Annotated in this window: 11 protein-coding genes; 4 read left to right on the top strand and 7 right to left on the bottom strand. The window is 45.2% G+C overall.

Features of this window, described 5'->3' with window-relative positions; genetic code table 11:
* Nucleotides 1-297: 297 nt before the first annotated feature.
* The gene (locus tag DES35_RS03075; protein WP_235183040.1) at nt 298-1,491 is read right to left on the bottom strand and encodes an HD domain-containing protein; all 1,194 of its coding nucleotides are present in this window, start codon (nt 1,489-1,491) and stop codon (nt 298-300) included.
* 103 nt (nt 1,492-1,594) lie between these two features.
* Between DES35_RS03075 and porX the strand changes: the two genes are divergently transcribed.
* On the top strand, nt 1,595-3,148 hold the full coding sequence (porX, locus tag DES35_RS03080) for a T9SS response regulator signal transducer PorX (protein ID WP_037355965.1): 1,554 nt from the start codon (nt 1,595-1,597) through the stop codon (nt 3,146-3,148).
* Nucleotides 3,149-3,172: 24 nt separating this feature from the next.
* Nucleotides 3,173-3,886 (top strand): ComF family protein, encoded by a 714-nt coding sequence (locus DES35_RS03085; protein ID WP_051889112.1) that lies wholly within the window; start codon nt 3,173-3,175, stop codon nt 3,884-3,886.
* 182 nt (nt 3,887-4,068) lie between these two features.
* Here DES35_RS03085 and DES35_RS11400 read toward each other — a convergent pair whose 3' ends face one another.
* Entirely contained in the window at nt 4,069-4,356 is a 288-nt protein-coding gene (locus DES35_RS11400; RefSeq protein WP_125039357.1) for a hypothetical protein, read from the bottom strand.
* Between the two features lie 269 nt (nt 4,357-4,625).
* Entirely contained in the window at nt 4,626-9,500 is a 4,875-nt protein-coding gene (locus DES35_RS03095; RefSeq protein ID WP_170125680.1) for a S8 family serine peptidase, read from the bottom strand.
* A 54-nt stretch (nt 9,501-9,554) separates the two neighbouring features.
* Here DES35_RS03095 and DES35_RS03100 point away from each other — a divergent pair, with 54 nt between their 5' ends.
* A complete protein-coding gene (locus tag DES35_RS03100) occupies nt 9,555-12,023 on the top strand; it encodes a PIG-L family deacetylase (RefSeq protein WP_084180066.1) in 2,469 nt (822 codons plus the stop codon).
* On the opposite strand, the gene DES35_RS03105 is transcribed toward DES35_RS03100, so the two are convergent.
* Nucleotides 12,017-13,945, bottom strand: a complete 1,929-nt coding sequence (locus tag DES35_RS03105) for a hypothetical protein (protein ID WP_114365750.1) — start codon at nt 13,943-13,945, stop codon at nt 12,017-12,019. The genes DES35_RS03100 and DES35_RS03105 overlap by 7 nt on opposite strands.
* Nucleotides 13,946-14,034: 89 nt before the next feature.
* Between DES35_RS03105 and DES35_RS03110 the strand changes: the two genes are divergently transcribed.
* On the top strand, nt 14,035-15,426 hold the full coding sequence (locus DES35_RS03110; protein WP_114365751.1) for a HAMP domain-containing sensor histidine kinase: 1,392 nt from the start codon (nt 14,035-14,037) through the stop codon (nt 15,424-15,426).
* A 57-nt stretch (nt 15,427-15,483) separates the two neighbouring features.
* On the opposite strand, the gene DES35_RS03115 is transcribed toward DES35_RS03110, so the two are convergent.
* The 3 genes from DES35_RS03115 to DES35_RS03125 all read right to left on the bottom strand — a co-directional run bounded on the left by DES35_RS03115 (nt 15,484) and on the right by DES35_RS03125 (nt 18,101).
* Nucleotides 15,484-16,188 carry a response regulator transcription factor gene (locus DES35_RS03115; RefSeq protein ID WP_037355980.1) on the bottom strand — a complete coding sequence of 235 codons (705 nt, stop codon included), beginning with the start codon at nt 16,186-16,188 and terminating at the stop codon, nt 15,484-15,486.
* A gap of 23 nt (nt 16,189-16,211) precedes the next feature.
* A complete protein-coding gene (locus tag DES35_RS03120; protein ID WP_051889113.1) occupies nt 16,212-16,688 on the bottom strand; it encodes an energy transducer TonB in 477 nt (158 codons plus the stop codon).
* Nucleotides 16,689-17,387: 699 nt separating this feature from the next.
* Nucleotides 17,388-18,101: an energy transducer TonB gene (locus DES35_RS03125; RefSeq protein WP_037355983.1), complete on the bottom strand. Its 714-nt coding sequence runs from the start codon at nt 18,099-18,101 to the stop codon at nt 17,388-17,390.
* Between the last annotated feature and the right edge of the window lie 3 nt (nt 18,102-18,104).

The raw sequence follows: 18,104 nt of genomic DNA on the forward strand, positions 1-18,104 counted from the left end.
GATTTTGTAAGAGAAACAGGTACACAAAGTAATCCATTTTAAAGTAAATAAAAGATTTTCTGCAATAATTGAAGTAATTATTAAGATAGTGAGAATGACTGTAGTGCAAGGTTATAAAAAACAAAAAAAGAGCCCTTGCGGATAAAGATTGCTACTTTTTTATCCGATAGCTGCTTCCTTGACATGGAAGGTATTCCAGAGGTACATAGATGGATGAGGAAGGAAGATTACAGCTTTATATGAATGGAATGAACCGGATTGGCAGTTGGGACAGCACTTTTTTTAAAAAACAGAGATTCAAGACATAAAAACCGGCAGTTTTTTACCGTCCATAATGCCGGATATCTCCGGATAGCAGATAAAATAGCGTTCTTTTAGCTCGGTGAGCGCTTCAATTCGGATGAAGTCAGGGTGCTGTTCGATCGGAATGCAAGTCCCGTCAGGCATAAGCAAGCGAATGGAGGGTTGTTCCTGATCGTAAGCTTTGTTTTCTACTTTGCCGGAAAATACGAGATGTTCGGCTTCCTGGGATTCGCATTGGAGGACACTTTGGACCAATCTGCGTACAGCCTCGAGGTATTTGGGGGGGAACTGCTTTTCTTGAAGCTTGATTTTGAGCAGTTTTCTATCCAGTAACCGCATGCACAATCCGGAAAGAACGGGATCCATATCGGTGCTCCACAGCTTGATGACCGACCAGATGTCGGTATCGTCGAGAGAAGTGAAGATGTTTATCCAAACGGGGTCTTCGCGCAGCATTTGGAGGGTGACATCCCGTCGCATCAATGCTTCCAGTGCCCTATGGGCCTTGATCTGATGTCCGTCGCGGAAGCGCTGCCTGGCGCGCTCAAAAATTTTTTGCAGCAGAAATTCGGCCGAAAGTACTGTCTTGTGCAAATATACCTGCCAATACATCAGCCGGCGGGCAATCAGAAATTTTTCCACGCTGTAAATGCCTTTAGCATCAATAACCAACTCATTGTTGTATACATTCAGCATGGTGATAAGCCGCTCGGAATTGACCATACCCTCGTGCACACCAGTGTAAAAACTGTCGCGACGCAGGTAATCGAGTCTGTCCATATCGAGCTGACTGCTCACCAGCTGATACAGAAACCGCTTTGGGTACTGGTCTCTGAAAATCCGCAGGGCCATGGATAGTGCGTACTCAAACTCAAGATTCAGCCTCTCCATGATGATCCGTGAAAGATCTTCATGGCCTACGGTCAAGAGACATTTCTCAAGCGTATGAGAAAAAGGGCCGTGCCCGATATCGTGCAGCAAGATGGCAGCCAGGGTAGCTTCTTCTTCATCCATTGTGATTTCAACTCCTTTCCGGCGAAGCGTTTCAATGGCTTTTTGCGTCAGGTGCATGGCGCCGAGTGCATGGTGAAATCGCGTGTGCGTAGCCCCGGGAAACACCAGGTAGGTCAGAGCCGTCTGACTGATTCGCCTCAGGCGCTGAAAGTTAGGATGATCAATAATTCGCAAAAGAAGCGGGCTTTGAATCACAATGAACCCATAAATGGGATCGTTTATGATCTTGGTTTTATTTTTGAAGAAACTCATTTACGATTACATACCGAACAAAAATATGGAAAACACGCGCATTCTCTGGGCTGATGACGAAATAGACCTGCTAAAGCCACACATTATATTTCTTGAAAGAAAAGGTTATAAAATTGATACGGCCACCAACGGGACAGATGCCCTTGATATGATACAGGACACCCACTACAGTCTGGTATTTCTGGATGAAAATATGCCTGGGCTATCTGGGATTGATACACTTGTACGCATAAAAAAAATCAACCGCAACATCCCGGTGGTGATGGTAACCAAAAGCGAAGAAGAGCGTATCATGGAAGAAGCCATCGGCTCACAGATCGCCGACTATCTGATCAAGCCAGTGAATCCAAGTCAGCTGCTGCTTTCCATCAAAAAAATCACAGAACAGAAAAAGCTGGTGAATGAAAAGACAGCTACCGACTACCAAAGTGAGTTTCGGCAGCTTGCCATGGAGATCAACATGGCTTCGACCTTCGGCGACTGGTCGGCCATTTACCGCGAGCTTATCCGGTGGGACCTCAGTCTCGACCATGTGGAAAATGCGACTTTTCGCGAGCTGCTCGATACACAAAAAAAGGAAGCCAATGCTCTATTTTTCAAGTTTATAACGAAAAACTATCAGCATTGGCTCAAAGGTTCGGACGATGCACCCACCTTATCACCTCAGCTTTTTGCCCGTGAACTGTTTCCTCTGCTGAAGGAAGGTCGTAAGCTCTTTGCCATAGTCATCGACAACCTTCGCTACGACCAGTGGAAGGTCATAGAGTCGGATCTGGCTTCTCAGTTTGTGACGGTATCCGAAAAGCTGTATTCGTCCATATTGCCCACAGCTACTCAATATGCCCGCAATTCGATGTTTGCCGGACTGATGCCTTCGGAAATCAAACGCCGGTATCCCGATCGCTGGTTTGACGACGGCGATGAAGAAACGAAAAATCAGTTTGAGGAATATTTCTTGGGTGAAAATCTCAAGCGCTATGGGCTTGGAAATCTCAAATGGAATTACGCCAAAATTTCTCAACTGGCTTTTGCCCGCAAGTTTGTGGACAATGTAAAAAGCCTGGCCGACAATGACCTTAATGTGGTAGTTTACAACTTTGTGGACATGCTCAGCCACTCCAAAACCGAAATGGAAGTCATTAAGGAGCTGGCTGACAACGACAAGGCCTATCGAAGCCTGACCCGTACATGGTTTATCCACTCACCGCTGTATGAGATCATGCGCTTTTGTGCTGAGCGCAGGATTCCGGTGCTGATCACTACGGATCACGGGACCATCAATGTTCAGAATCCCATCAAAATCGTCGGGGAGCGCGAATTGACCACCAACCTTCGCTACAAGGCCGGGCGCAATATGTCGTACAATCCAAAGGAAGTTCTGGAGGTGAAAAATCCGGAGGACTTTCACCTGCCACGTACGGGTGTAAATACCCATTATGTTTTTGCCGGTGAAAACGACTTCTTTGCCTACCCGAATAACTACAACCACTATGTGCGCTACTACCGAAATACGTATCAGCACGGCGGTATTTCGCTTGAAGAAATGGTAATTCCTGTGGCGTTGCTGGAGCCTCGATAAGTTTGCGGTAAATCAGCTATTCTCATGGCCGACTTTTCAAAAGTCCTGTGGAGCGATTTAGCTGAAGTGGTGTATCCCAGATGTTGTGTTCACTGCGGTGTGGAGCTGTCGCAGGCGGAGAGGTATTATTGTTTCAGGTGCGAGACACAATCGGGTCTAAACCGCGATTACAACCTTACATCCAATCAATTGGTGGACGTTTTGAAGGGCAGGGTGCCAATAGCTGGTGCGCATTTTCTCTTCTACTTTTACAAGCACACTCTGATTCAGAGTCTCCTTCATGAACTGAAATACAGAAACAATCCTGAACTAGGACGATATCTCGGACGCATGCATGCACGGCTGCTGGTGGAACACAATGCACTTCGCTTTCCGAAGGAGTCGCTGTTGATACCCGTGCCCTTGCACATCCAAAAGCAAAAAAAGCGCGGCTACAATCAGGCGGAAGAATATGCAAAAGGATTGTCTGAATATTCGGGAATTCCGGTCTGCACTGGTGCATTGGTGAGAAAACGCTACGCTGGGACCCTGACGAAAAAAACGAGGGTAATGCGCTGGATTACCCTAAAAGAAATGTATCATCTCTCCAGACCTGAACTTGTAGAGGGAAGGCATTGCATACTTGTGGACGACATAGTAACTACCGGTGCTACAGTGGAGCGATGCTATCAGCAACTCATCCGAGCTAGGATTTCTGGCTTCAGTTTGCTAACCATCGCCTTTGCCTCCAGAATTTAGGATTTGTCAGCTTAGGGGCGAATGTGAAGGCCTGCGCCAAGGGAGGTCTGGCCTGATTCGCAAACTAAAGGGCAATAGCCCTGCTTATCTGTAGATCCCGGCCAGAGTAGGCGACCTGCGGTGGGAGCAATCAGAAAGTGGTGAATTCATTACGAGCAGTCGGTGGGTGTAAAGGCTGATATTTAAAGTGTAGCGATGGGTTCTGGTGTGGTTTCAGGACCCTGCGGAGCAGTTGGAAATATTTCTTTGATGAGGCTGACGATTCTGTACGGATTGTAGTTTCCAAACTTTTCAGCGGGAACTGGCTGTGATAGCGGATTGGATGGAGGATTGAAGGCAATGTGCTGAAGATGCTTAAATCGTTGACCGGCAAGGTGATGGGGCGGGAGGGATTTCGCGTTTTTTCCGGTTTGGAAAAATGAGGTTTTTCTATGTGCTGCAGCATGGGTAAGGCATTGGGAGCTTTGCAATAGGGTTTGGGAGATTTTTGGGTGGGCACGTGGTTTTGCGCCAGGGCGTAGGCGGATATGAGCCGCAGCAGGCGGGTGTGTGGCACACGGGCGAGGAGGCGGAGCGGCAGCAAGCCACCGCAGCCCATGTGCCACACCCGATCTGCAAGGTGAATAGAAGCCGCAGACCGGCCCCCGGCCGCCAGAGGAAGCGGCCGGGGGAGGCGCCCAAAAACAAAAAAGCTTCGCGCTGGTGAGTGGCGCAAAGCTTTGAAAGGAGTTAGTTCTTTTTACTTATTGATAATCAATGTCTTGGTGATTTTGCTTCCGTTTTCATCGGCGATGGAAATCATGTAGCTGCCTGCGGACAGGTGGTTCAATGACAGATGTATGTGCTGACGAGCTTCGAGGCTTTGTGTGTAGACTATTCGTCCGGTGATGTCGGTAATCTTGAGGTGTGAAGCTACCAGGGAGCCGTGCATTTTGAGTGTGAACTCGCCGGAGTTGGGATTTGGGAAGATGTCGAATCCGCGGTTGGTGAATTCTGAGGTTTCGAGGCCGGAAACGGTAACTTGTGAGGTAGTGGTGAGGGTGCCACAGGAATGGAATACGGTGAGGGTGACGTTATAGGTTCCGCCGGTGGTGTAGGTGTGTGTGCCGCTGAGGAGCTTTGAGGTGTTGCCATCGCCGAAGCTCCAGAGCAGGGAGTCGTATGAGCCGGTAATGTTGGCGGTATATAAGAGGGTGTCGTAGGTGGTGGAGAGGTTGGTGCCGGCGATGGGTTCAGTGAAGATGGTCAGGTTTTGGGTGGCGGTGGAGGTGCCGGCTGAATTGGTGGCTGTTAGGGTAATGGTTTTGGGGCCGGATATATTGTAGACGACGGTATGGGGGCCTGGACCTGTGGCGCTGCCTGGGAAGGCTCCGATGCCGAAGTTCCAGCTGAGGCTGGTGGGATTGTTTTGGCTATTGTCGGAGAAGATGACGGTGTCGCCTTTGCAGATGTGGCTGGTAGCGGGGGTCTGTATGGTAAAGGAGGCTACCGGTGGCTGCTGACCAAGGTCGATGATGCGTACGTTGGTGATATAGAGATTGTTGCCGTATCCATTGATGGTTTTGAACCGCAGTCGGACGGGATTGCCGGCAAACTGGGTGAGCAGGACGGTATCGGTGCGCCACTGGGCTGCGGTAGGGGTGAATTGGGTGGTCTGGGGGCTGACCGTGGCCAGTTGGGTCCCGCCTTTTTTGTAGAGGGTGGTAAATGCAGGGGCTGTGCAACTGGCAGAGCCTTCTACTTCCAGTGTATCGGAAAAGTTGGGGAATTGCGCATAGGCTACATCGAAGAGCAGGGCGGGTTGGGAAGTGCTGATCAGGGAAATCAGGGGCAGGATGAGGTAATCTTCTTCGCCTATTACGGTGTAGTTGAAGAAGGTCATGCGGGCAGATGCGTTGCCGGTGCTGTGCGGTGTGCCTGCCTGTCGGTTCCAGGTAATGCCGTTGTCGGGGTTTTCGAGGGACCAGCCGGCTGGCGGGAATATTTGTGGCTGGAAGTTTTGGTTGAAGGGCAGATTCTGACCGGCGGTTACCTGGATGATGTTGGATTTGGTGATGCTGTCAGACCCGTTGGCGTTGGAGGCGATGAGTGTGACGGTGTATGTGCCCAGTTGTGTGAAGGCCACGACGGGGTTTTGGTCGTTAAGGGTGGAATTGCCTACAAGGGTGAAGGTCGGGGGAGTAATGCTCCACTGCCATTGTGTGGGGGTACCTGTGCTTTGGTCAATGAGTGTGACGGGCGTTTGGGGGCAGGTGACTGCGGCTGATGGGGTGAAATCAGGAGTGGGGGGTAGGGTATTCTGACGAATTTCAATAAAATCGAGGGCGATATCGGATGTATTGCCGCCTGTGATGCCAATAAATCGGATGGCTATTTGACGGCCGAGATAAGGTGTCAGGTTGATACGGGCATTTAACCAGGAGTTTCCCTGATTACCGGAGCGCTGCCATATGGTGGTCCACCTGAGGCTATCGAGAATCTGGACTTCTAACGAACCCATGGCTGCTCCAAACATATGGTACCAGAAGGAGAGCTCCGGTAGTGTGAGATTGGTAATGCTGAAGCATGGTGAGGAGAGTATGGCTGTTTGATTGGCACAGCTGGTGGCTTCTAGGTAGATGTACTGACCGGCTCCGTTGAGGCTGACATCGCCGGTGGGGCCAGTATTAGCAGTGGGTGTGCTGCCACTGTGTACGCGCCAGTCGATTTGGTCCTGTAGGGTATTGGTCAGGTTTTTCCAGATGTTGACGTCGCAAATAGTGAGCTCACAGTCGGCCTGGTCGCTGCACAGGGAGTCGGTGTCGAAGTGTGTAGTATTTGGAATTGACAAAGCACCTACGGTGTATACTCCTGAGATCAGTTCCAGGGTATCGTTGATGGAGTTTTGGTCGCCTGCACCTTTTACAATTGCTTTGAAGGTAACAACAGGGCTGTTTGGCATTAAAATTTTTGAGGAAAAGGTATGAAGGATGCTGGTACCTGGACCCGGCAGACCACTGGTTAGGGTATCGGTCAGGACCGTAGAATTGTTGATCATTAGTGATACCACAGCACTGGTGAAGAAGTCGTTCGCCAGATTACTAATTTGCACGACAGGCTGGAGACTATCGGAGACTATGCAGGAAGGTATGTATCCATTAGGTAGGTTAAAAATATCCGTGATGGCCAAATCTTTGTTTACGGTGCAGTTGAATAGACCGGGATTTTTCAAGGCTGCTACACCTCTGTTTCCTGTAAGGCCGTTGGGGCCGTAAGCCATCACACTTAGCCATTCTTCATTAGTGAAGCTAAGTCCTGTAAGATGGGCAATGGTGGTGGTCTGGCCTACGACGGTATCGTAAATTTCCATGTATTTCTGCCCTAATCGGGTGATGTAGTATCCTTGGGCATTGGCTACGGCATCCCAGGTGAGGGTCACAGTATCGGGGCAGGCTTTGTTTATGGTGATGTTTTGGGGAGTGCCAATTACATGGACCGGATGGGTAGATACTACCTGTTGCGAACCTCTTGTAAGGCGAATCCACAAGTGGCCGAAGAGATTAGAAGGTACTGTCCATTGTATCCTGCGGGTTGCAGGTGGAATGTTGGTATTGATCGGCACCCAGGTTGTACCGGAGTCTAGAGAATAGTGCAGTTGAAAATTTTGTGTGGATGCGGGTGCTTCCCAACGGATGATTTGCTGGCTGCCGGGTTCCCAGGAGATTTCCGGTCCGTTGGGGTTAGCCAGCACAGGTACTGGATTGATGATGTCGTAAACAACATAGAACTGCTGAGCCGGAAAGGGTACGGATTTTCCCGTGATGGTGATGGTGTAAAGGCCCTGGGAAGGAGTATCAATGACGATTTGCTCGACATTGTTGATGCTATCTACCCCGGGCACTGCTGCACTTGTCAGGGCAGCCACATTGGGTGCCGGATTGAGGATGAGCGGCAGATAAGTGGTGGAGCCCTGGCTCACGACCATGTCCAGGTCGTTGACAAGGGTGGTGGCTGCGTTGGCGACCGCTTCCCGGTCGTGGTAGTAGAGCATAATTTTCAATTGAGCCACATTGGCAGGGACTTCGATGGTAAATGTGCGGGTTTGGTTTTGAGATATGGAGTCGGTGAAGTTCCAATTGTTTTCGATGGCCTGGATGGCTCTTCTTGCGTTGATGCGGCCAAAGCCGTATCGGAAGTCAGGCCCTCTGTTGCCCAGGTCATCGGCTGTGTTCATTAAATGAGCCTTTATCAGAGCGCTGTTGGGTTCTTGATTGTAGAGCGTTTTGTAGGCATGGTAGATGGTGGCCAGAGTACCAGCTGTGCCTGGTGAGGCCATGGAAGTCCCTGTAAATGAAGCATACGTATGTGGGTCTATGGTAGAGAAAACCTGAGTGCCATTGGCCACGACTTCCGGTTTTATGCGGCCGTCCCGGGCTGGACCACGGCTGCTGGAGCTGTTTATAGAGTCAAGAGCGTTGATGTTGCCAACGGCAATTACATTTTTTGCTTGTTTGTGGCCTCCTGTTATGTTGCCCCATCCGGTGATGAAGTTGCAGTTTTGAGTGCCGTTGTTGCCGGCCGAGAAGACATGTATCAGACCCGGCAACTGGCGGGTTTGGATGTCCATATTGCGGGCATTGTTGGTGTAGCCGGTATTGCAGCCATCGGAATAGGAAGAATTGGTGATACGGACGTTGTGTTGGTTATAGTCGGTAATGATGTTTTGCAGGTTTCCTGGATAGGTGCGATAGAAGACTTCAGCTCCCGGTGCCATGCCCATGCCCTGAGGATTTACATTTCCGGCGCCAAATACGGTGCCTGCTACATGATCGCCGTGATTGCCTGTACTGGCCGTGGCGAAGGGCTGCTGTAGCCTGCCTTTGTAGTCGGCATGTGGGCCTATAGCGCCGTCGTCGCCAATACCCACTACTACTCCTTCGCCTGTGTATCCGGAGGGAATCAGTCTGCCGTGGTTTACGTTTTGTACTCTATGGTTTTCGCGGGCAAATTTGTTTTCGGGTTCTCCGGGTGGCTCGGCTTGCTGAATAAACATGACACCAGGTAGTGCAGCCAAGGCCGGAATATCTTCAGTGCTGATAATGGCTTCAATGAGTTGATTTTGTTGGTTAACGCGAATGATTCTGTGAACTTTTTCTGAAATCATCGCTTCAAACAAGCCGACAGGTAAATCCCTGAAAGGAACTATGACGCTTTCTATCAGCTTATCCGTGACAAAGGTATAAGTTGGAAATTCGTTGAAATATACTTCGCGGCTGACTTTTAGTTCATAAGGAACGGGTGTAATGACTACCGCGCCATATTGAAAAAGTTTCTGAATGCGGCTACCGGATTTTACGGAAATGATATAAGCGTTTCGTGGGACATATTCCAGAAAGTTTATACCCAGAGATTTAATCTCGTCTATGGCTTTCTGATCGGGTATCTGGCTAAAGATCACCAGTCTGTAAAACTTGCCATTGACCAGTTCATCGGGTTTTTCGCTCCAGATTTGAGTTTTGTTTTGATTGTTTTCGTATTCAAATTTGCCGTGGGTGAGTTCGATAAAACCTCTTTGAGCCTGTACACCGGTCATCATCAGCATCAATATGCCTGAGAAAAGTAAACTTTTATTCATTTTTGCCTGTACCGATTGAGTTTGGGAAATTTTACACAAACATAACTTTGAAAAATGTACATACATAGAATTTCAATTTTCTTTTTACTTCTTTCAATTAGGGTTTCTGGTCAATACTTTAGCAACAAGCCTTCTTCTGAGATTTTGCACGAAATTGAGAAGTTGCAGAATACGGCAAGGGTTCTTTACATAGCGGCACATCCTGATGATGAAAATACGAGAATGATTACCTGGCTGGCGAATTCCAGGAAGGTAACCGTGGCCTATCTGTCGCTCACCCGTGGGGAGGGAGGCCAAAATCTAATCGGAAGCGAAATGGGAGATGCGCTCGGAGTCATCAGAACTCATGAATTGCTCAAAGCCAGAAAAATCGATGGTGGACTGCAATTTTTTACCCGGGCACGCGACTTTGGCTATTCCAAAAGCATGGAGGAAAGCCTCCAACTTTGGAATGAAGACAGTGTACTGAAAGATGTAGTCCAGATAATCCGGATGTTTAAGCCAGATGTAATGATCAATCGCTTTCCACCCGATGCCAGAGCCGGCCATGGGCATCATTCTGCATCTGCACATTTGGCCTTGAGGGCTTTTGACCTGGCCAATGATCCGGGTTATGATTCCGGTTCTGTAGCAAAATATGGCATTTGGCAGCCAACGCGTTTATATTGGAATACTTCTGTTTGGTGGATTAAGGATCTGGATACTGCACAAGTGGGTAAAGGAAAACTTCTCAAAATAAATGTGGGCGATTTCTATCCGTATCTGGGTGCAGAAAGCGGGGAGCTGTCGGCCTATTCCCGTAGCCAGCACAAAAGTCAAGGTTTCGGAATACCGGCCAGCCGGGGAGAAATCACCGAATATCTGCAACTCGAAAGCGGGCCATCATCCTATCGCGATTTGTTCGAAAACCTTGATACTGGTTATGGCCGTTGGGGGTGTCCAGCGCTCAACAGACAGGCCAAAGCAATAGCCACCACCTTCAACCACGAAAGGCCAAATCTCTCAATTTACAAACTCAATGAGTTTAAAAAGGCGATAAGACAATGCGTTCCGGAGCCCTTTCTTACCGATTTGTCAAAAAAAATAGATGAGCTCATCTGGCTATGCAGCGGCATATATGCAGAAGGGGTCGTTCAGTCACCCGTTTATACCCCGGGAGACACGGCTGACCTGCAACTGACTTTTCTGAACAGATTCGGGGAAATGATATATCTGCGACAGATTAAAACCGGTGATACCACCTGGGTCCTAAATCGCCTGGTACTTCCGGGCCAGAAACTGACCTTTTCGATGAAAAAACGTTTTCACGAAGGTATCTCTCAGCCATTCTGGCTAAAAAATAAGGGAGAATATTTGTATCTATCGGACGAAAATTTCACGGGTAAAAGTCTTGACCCACCGCTAGCCGTTGACTTGCAGGTCGAAGTGGAAGGAGCTGAAATTTGGCGAAAGATTCCAATTGTTTTCAAATACAACGATCGGGTAAAAGGTGAAAAAATACAGAACGTAAAAATTTTTCCAAAAATCACCGGAAGTATACACCAGCGGACGATTTACAAAGTTTTTGATGATGAATTTGATTTGTCATTACATCTCAATCAATTTTCTGCTTTGGATAGTTTATGGATCAAAGCTGTAAAAAGTGACAAAATTCAGTTGCAACAAGACAGTCTATTTTTAGACCAAAATATTGGAATAAAAACCTATAGAATACCATTAAAGGGAAAAATTACTGGGTCAGAGGCAGAAGAAATTTCTTTTCAATACTGCCAAAATTCAGCGGACACTGGAAACCCTTTGCTGACACATCAGTGGATTGAATACGACCACATCGATAAAGATGTATTTTTTTCTGACTTGTCGGTAAAAATTATCCCTCTGTTAAACGATAAAATCAAACCAATCCGAATAGGATACATACAAGGTTCTGGAGATGAAATTTTTCAGATTTTGAAAAATTCCGGATTTAAAGTTTCTGAAATTTCACCAGAAAATACGTCGATGATATCTTTTAAAAACTTTGATGTAATTATCGGTGGAATACGTTTGTATAATACACTAAAAAATAGTGAAGAATTGCATGAACTACTGATGCAATATGTAAAGGAAGGGGGCACTTATATCCTTCAATATCAGACAAGCGGTTCAGACTTGAAAATTCAAAATCCCGGTCCTTATCCTTTCACCATCGGCAGAGGAAGAGTAACGGATGAAAAGGCTCAATCCAAAATTCTAATTCCTGACCACAAAATACTAAACACACCTTATAGAATTACCGAAGAAGACCTGACCAATTGGCATCAAGAAATCGGATTGTATTTTGCTGAAAATTTTGACAGTCGTTATCAGGCTCCATTGGCATGGGCCGATCCCGGTGAAAATCCCCAGTCTGGAGGATTGATCATTACCGAATATGGCAAAGGGAAGTTTGTGTATACCGGGCTGAGCTTCTTCAGACAATTGCCTTCAGGTCATCCCGGTGCTTTTAAGCTGTTTGTCAATCTTTTGTATTTGAATCAGTAAATTTTTTCAGCCAGAGATACTTCAAGTTTGTCAAATTCTATTTCCACCGTTTTTTTCTGCTGATTCCAAATAAAGATTTTCAGGATAAATCCGTTGAACCCGCTTAGGAGCTGGTCGCGATATCGCTTGTCAATCCATTCATCCATCGGAAAAGACATAAACTCCTTGATTTCGCCCCCCTGTTCCACACTGATACAAAAGCCGAGACCATCTGTGCGGGACAGGTTTCTTAGTTTGGCATTGATATGCAAAATATTGAACGTTTTTCCAGATATCATTTCTGAAATATCGGCATTAAAAATTTCAAAAAATTCGTCCTGGCCATAGGCAAAAAAGGGATTTGAAAACAATGGAATTTTGTTTTTGTATTTGTGGGTTTTTAGACTGTCTAAAGTCCGAATATTATCTACCGAATTTTTTTCGTTCAACGTTTTAAACAGGAAAATTTCATAGTCGGATCCATTGAAGGTTTTTTCCGTAATTTTAGGTGCGAAATATTGTATTAATTGTAAGTTCGGATGGTAAAGAAAATCCTTTGGATTACTCATTCCTTCAATGGCACCAAATCTCGTATCGTATAGCACCATGTTCTCTCCGTTGAAACTCGGTTCCTTGAAATCGAATTTTTCCACGCACACAGTAGTGTCAAATGGGTTGAGGTTTAAATAATAAGGAATCAACAGATCGTAGTAATACAGCTTTCTTTCAGATGAATTGTGTTGTTGATACCAATCCAGGGCTGCAAGCATGGCTTTGTCCGCCTCATCGTATCGATATGGAATGGGCAGGTGGATCCAGGGTTGGGCAATTTGAGCCATACTCAGCACCATAAGGGCAATTTTTCCTCGCAGTTGGCTTTTCAGGCATCGAGGTTTTCTTAGCATATGGTGAATGCCGGCAGTAGCAACCATAGCCATGGCAGGAATCACCGGCACAAATACCCTCAGAAGTCCCATGGAAGCGTGTCCGCCTCTCCAGTAAGCGTAGCTATGTGCGGCTAAATGTAACATCCAGAGGCCATTGGCTAATAAAAGCAATGGTTCCTCTTTCAGCTTCTTTTTTTGAATGCGATTTACGATGAACCAAAGGATCGATGCCGTCAAGATCAGTAAAAAGGGCCAGCCAATGAGGACCGGAAGGTTTTTGACAAAGTGCAGGATGGACCCTGTCCCGTACACATCTACGCTTCCCCTATACGGACTTTTTGAAATCAGCCACAACGGATCATTGTAGTAAAAAAATCCGGCTATCGTGTAAAGCGTCGGAAATAAAAATAAATACGGAATATCCGTATATTTTTTATGGTAGATGAAAAATGCAATAATCAAAGGATAAAACACAAAGGTTTCAGTGCGAATCAGAACAAGTGATGAGAAAACAATGGAGGCTGCCGTAAATCTTTTGTTGGCTACAAAGTAGAGAACTAAAGCAATTACAGTGGATGCCATCATTTCTGTCATTGCCGATGCGGAAATAACAAAGAAATAAGGAGAAAATAGGAGCAGTAGACATCCTGCAAAAGCGCTGCTGATCGTATAGGTCTTAATAGCGGTTTTAAAGAGAATATATCCGGTAAATGCGGACAGTATTACATTCATTATCACTACGGATCTTATTCCAATTTGTGCAAAAGGAGAACTGACCAGAGTAAATGCAGGTTTTCCCCAGTGATCCAACAGCAAACGGGGATATTTCCACGAATATTTGGATATAAAAAAATGCGCATAGTTGTCGCGCCCGCCTTCAAAAGTGTCAAACATAAAGGAATATACAGACAGCCCAACGGCGTAAATGGCTAAGAAAATCAGCAAGTTGAGATGCTTCGATTGGTTTGGAAGTCGATTCACCAGAGATGAATAGGTTTCAAATGTAAGGCCTACTGACATTTGAACTTGCCAGAGGCTTTGGTTTTCCGTGGCCAAATTAAGTATCCACTTTCCATTTGCAAATGCGCGGATTAGGATATCTTGCCTTCACCAATCTTTGTACTGTTTAAAAGTTTGAGCTAGTCATGAAAATTAAAACACGTCTTACCCTGTGGTTTACCTCGATCACTGCATTGATACTCGTTTTATTTGCTGTGAGCGTTTTATATTCTTCCGCAAAAATCCGAGAACGAGAATTTTTCAACTACCTTACCACCGAGGCGATTACTCGCTGCAACTTAATTTTTTCCGCTGGTCTCGATCCTGAGGTATTGCAACAAATCTACAAAGGCTCAAGGAAAAACCTCACTGAACCCGAAATAGCCATTTACGATCTCAATCACAAGTTACACTATCACGATGCTCCCGATATAGACGTTGTGAAAGAAGATTCGCTGATGCTGGGTGAAATTCAACAAAAGGGATATTTGCGTTTTTATCAAGGTAGGTGGCAGGTCATAGGATATCTGCATCGGATTGAAAACCAGGAGTATTTAATTACAGCTGCAGCTTATGACAGTTATGGTCATAGTACACTCAACACATTGTGGAAATCCATGTTGCTAATCTCAGTACCATCACTTATTCTGATTTTTGTATCAGGGATTTTTCTCTCGAGGAAAGCTCTAGATCCTATAAGAGAAATCACGGATAAAGCGCAAAAAATTACGGCAACAAACCTGGATTTAAGATTGCCCCAAACCAATAACAGGGATGAGCTGTCGTCGCTCATTAAAACGTTCAACCGTATGCTGCAAAGGCTAGAAGATTCCTTTGAAGCTCAGAAGTCTTTTGTATACCATCTGGCTCATGAAATCAGAACTCCACTTTCAGCCATCATCGCAGAGGCAGAATACCTTATCACCAAAGATCGAACTTCAGATGCATATAAAACTGGGTCGCAAGCCATTTTAAAGGATGCCCTCACCATATCTAAAATCACTTCCGGACTACTGGACCTAGCTCGTGCAAGCTATCATGTATCTCAGATTCAGTTTAAAGAAGTCAGAGTAGATGAAATTTTACTCGATGCAGGACAACAAGTCATGGATTCCAACAAATGCTTTCGAGTAGAAATTTCCTATGAAATACCATCAGAACACGATGGAGAACAACCGCTTACGATTTCTGCTAATGAATACCTGCTTCGCACGGCATTTTCAAATCTGATGGACAATGCCTGTAAGTTTTCGTCGGACAATACCTGCAAAGTAACCATCAGCATGATAGAGGATGTCATTGACCAACAGCCAAAAATAAAAATAACTTTTGCTGACCAGGGGCCTGGAATTTCCCCTGATGACCAGGAAAAGCTGTTTCAGCCCTTCTTCCGCGGAAAAAATAAGGACCTTGCTGATGGCATTGGTATCGGATTATCACTTACCAGGAGGATTATAGAGTTGCACAGAGCACAACTGACCTTGCATTCAGACCCAAACGGTACAGTTGTACACGTAGTCTTCAGTTCGCAGAGATAGAAGTTAGATAACTCCCAGATATGGATTAAGTTAAAGGGCCACTGAACTTAACAGAAATTAATTGTCCTCTGGCTTCATCAAGATAAAACCCACTCCCTGGCGGGTATGTATTAGCTTTCTATCGAAATCTTTATCTACTTTCTTGCGCAGGTAGTTGATGTACACATCAATGAAGTTTGTGCCGGTATCAAATTTTGTATTCCAGACATTTTCGGCGATCTCCTGTCTGGGAAGGACTCTTTCTGCATGTTTTACCATATATTCAAGCAGGTTAAATTCTTTTGGAGTTAGCTTTAACTGTTTGTCTCCCCTGTACGCAATTCTTTTTTTTGTATCAATCACAATGTCGGCGTATTGCAGTACTTCCGCAATTGCTGCATGGGCATGTGTTCTTTTTAGCAAGGCCTTTATTCGTGCTACAAGCTCCCTTATTTCAAAGGGTTTTACCAGGTAATCGTCGGCACCTGCATCGAAACCCTCAAGTTTGTCGTCGATGGTCCCCAGGGCGGTTAGCATCAAGATTGGTATTGAACCCTTGATCTTTCGTATTTGCTTGCACAGGTCAATGCCACTGATTCCCGGCAGCATAATGTCCGTAATCACCAGGTCAATGTCATATTGCCTCAGCATTTTCATAGCTAAGTGTCCTTCATCGGCCAGGGACACTTCAAATTGATTTTCCCTTAGATTTTTCTGTAGTGCAGTGGCTATCCGGCTATCGTCTTCAATTATCAAAATGTGAGCTAGCGTTCCATGCTTCAAGATCTGAAAGAAATTGAGTTTTACTATTTAATCCTGGCATTGATTGGAATGACAAAAGAAAATTTCACAGGTTTTTCTTCTAATTTGGCAGGAATGATCTTCTGCTCAAGATTGTTGAGAGTTCTAACTGCCTCAATAGCAGCCATATCCAGAGTTTCGTGGACTCCTTTGACTACTTTTATATCCGTCACTGAGCCATCTGTGTCAATTATGAATTCTACAAATATTTTTCCTTCAATTTTGTTTTTGCGGGCGTAGTCCGGATATATAAAATTTTTAGCCACGTAAGTGGTTACACTTTTCATGAAGCATTCCTTTCGCTCCTGCTCTGAAGAGTACTGTTCACATCCCGGAAATATTGGCGATTGAGCGACTTCAGAAAATTTGTACGTAACTTCCTTCGAATCTGAAGGATTAACATCTTCGTATACCTGTCCGACTGCATTGCCGGTGAAAAAAACGAACAAAGCAAATGAACCGATAAAAGCTGTTTTTTTCATTTCAATAAATTTTATAATACAAATATATTTCCTAAATTAAAATGAAAATTGTTTTTCATACGCCTTGTAAGTTGATGTAGAGGCCTATGAAACAACTGAATAATTTGATTTATTATCCTACATGTACTTAAGGCGCTGGATTAATATTGTGTATTTTCCATCCCTTTTTAACCTATAAAAAATGTCCGATTGAATGCAGTTACTTTGACCTCATTATCAGGACGATACAACCTTAGCAAAAGGGTAGCCTGCGTTTTTGTTGTTCAGTCCATGTAGGTCAGAGTCATTACAGAATATTATCAATTCTTTACATATTCTTACCTCACAGTAGTCGGAGCGGAAGCGTTAGGCTAATACCCTCATTGTGTCAATTTCTCTGATTTAGTGAAAATTACTGGATTATTAAGTCAAATACTTTCCAACTCGTAACTCTCATTTTCTAACATCTACAAACAAATACTATTCACCTCTTAAACTTATCTACAAATCATGCATGTTCCCTTAATCCTCTTACGAACAATGCGAAGTACTTTATGAACAGAACAGCTATACGCAGGGAAGAATATTGACCTAATCGAATTTTCAGATATGTAAACAGCTTCTGTCTGTGCTCAGTCGTATGATTAATTTAATTGCGTTGTACCATCCTCTTAAGCAAAAAAAGCCGCCAAAAGGCGGCTAAAGCATTATTAGAATATTTTATTGCAAACGCGCATTTACCGGAATGGTAAACGACATTTTTACCGGTTTTCCTCTTTGCTTGGCCGGCTGAATTTTAGGATTGAGATTGTTTAAACTTTTTACGGCTTCAATGGCGGCCTGGTCGAGATTAGGATCCACCCCTCTGGCCACTGCTACATTGGATACTGATCCATCTTTTTCAATAACGAAGGTTACAAACACTTTACCCTGTATTCCCAACTGCCTGGCGATTTCAGGGTATTTAAAGTTTCTGGCTATGTGCTGTTGAATTTTTAGCTGAAAACAGTTGGATCTTGACTCCTCATCTTTTTCCTTTTCACAACCAGGGAAAATAGGCTTATTCTCCACGATTGCAAAACTGAAAATTTCATCTACATCTTCTTCTACGACTTCAATAGGCTTAATTTCCTCGGTTTGAGAAGTTTCAGTAGATTCCATTACGAGTTCTTCCTTGAGCTCTACTTTGTCTTCCACTACGTTAATAATATCTTGGGGAGGCGGTGGGGGTGGAGGTTTTTGCTCTCTTTGCGTCACAATGACTTCCTCTTCATCTAAAACCACATCCAGATCTCCGAGATTGGCTAAGGTGCGGTCGTAGGTCTTCCACTCGATGACTATGTACACAAAAGACAAAGCCAGGAAAAGACCTATAAGAAAAAAGGTTAATTTTTTATTCTCCAGGTCAGCCTCGGGGGATTTTTTGAGTTCCATGAC

This window comes from Schleiferia thermophila (genome assembly GCF_003337435.1).
In the GTDB taxonomy this organism is placed as follows: domain Bacteria; phylum Bacteroidota; class Bacteroidia; order Flavobacteriales; family Schleiferiaceae; genus Schleiferia; species Schleiferia thermophila.

Bases quoted from the DNA above. Each gene is read 5' to 3' on its own strand.
- porX (WP_037355965.1), top strand. From the start codon at position 1,595: ATGGAAAACACGCGCATTCTCTGGGCTGATGACGAAATAGACCTGCTA.
- DES35_RS03085 (WP_051889112.1), top strand. From the start codon at position 3,173: ATGGCCGACTTTTCAAAAGTCCTGTGGAGCGATTTAGCTGAAGTGGTG.
- DES35_RS03120 (WP_051889113.1), bottom strand. From the start codon at position 16,688: ATGAAAAAAACAGCTTTTATCGGTTCATTTGCTTTGTTCGTTTTTTTC.
- DES35_RS03100 (WP_084180066.1), top strand. From the start codon at position 9,555: ATGTACATACATAGAATTTCAATTTTCTTTTTACTTCTTTCAATTAGG.
- DES35_RS03110 (WP_114365751.1), top strand. From the start codon at position 14,035: ATGAAAATTAAAACACGTCTTACCCTGTGGTTTACCTCGATCACTGCA.
- DES35_RS03095 (WP_170125680.1), bottom strand. From the start codon at position 9,500: ATGAATAAAAGTTTACTTTTCTCAGGCATATTGATGCTGATGATGACC.
- DES35_RS03125 (WP_037355983.1), bottom strand. From the start codon at position 18,101: ATGGAACTCAAAAAATCCCCCGAGGCTGACCTGGAGAATAAAAAATTA.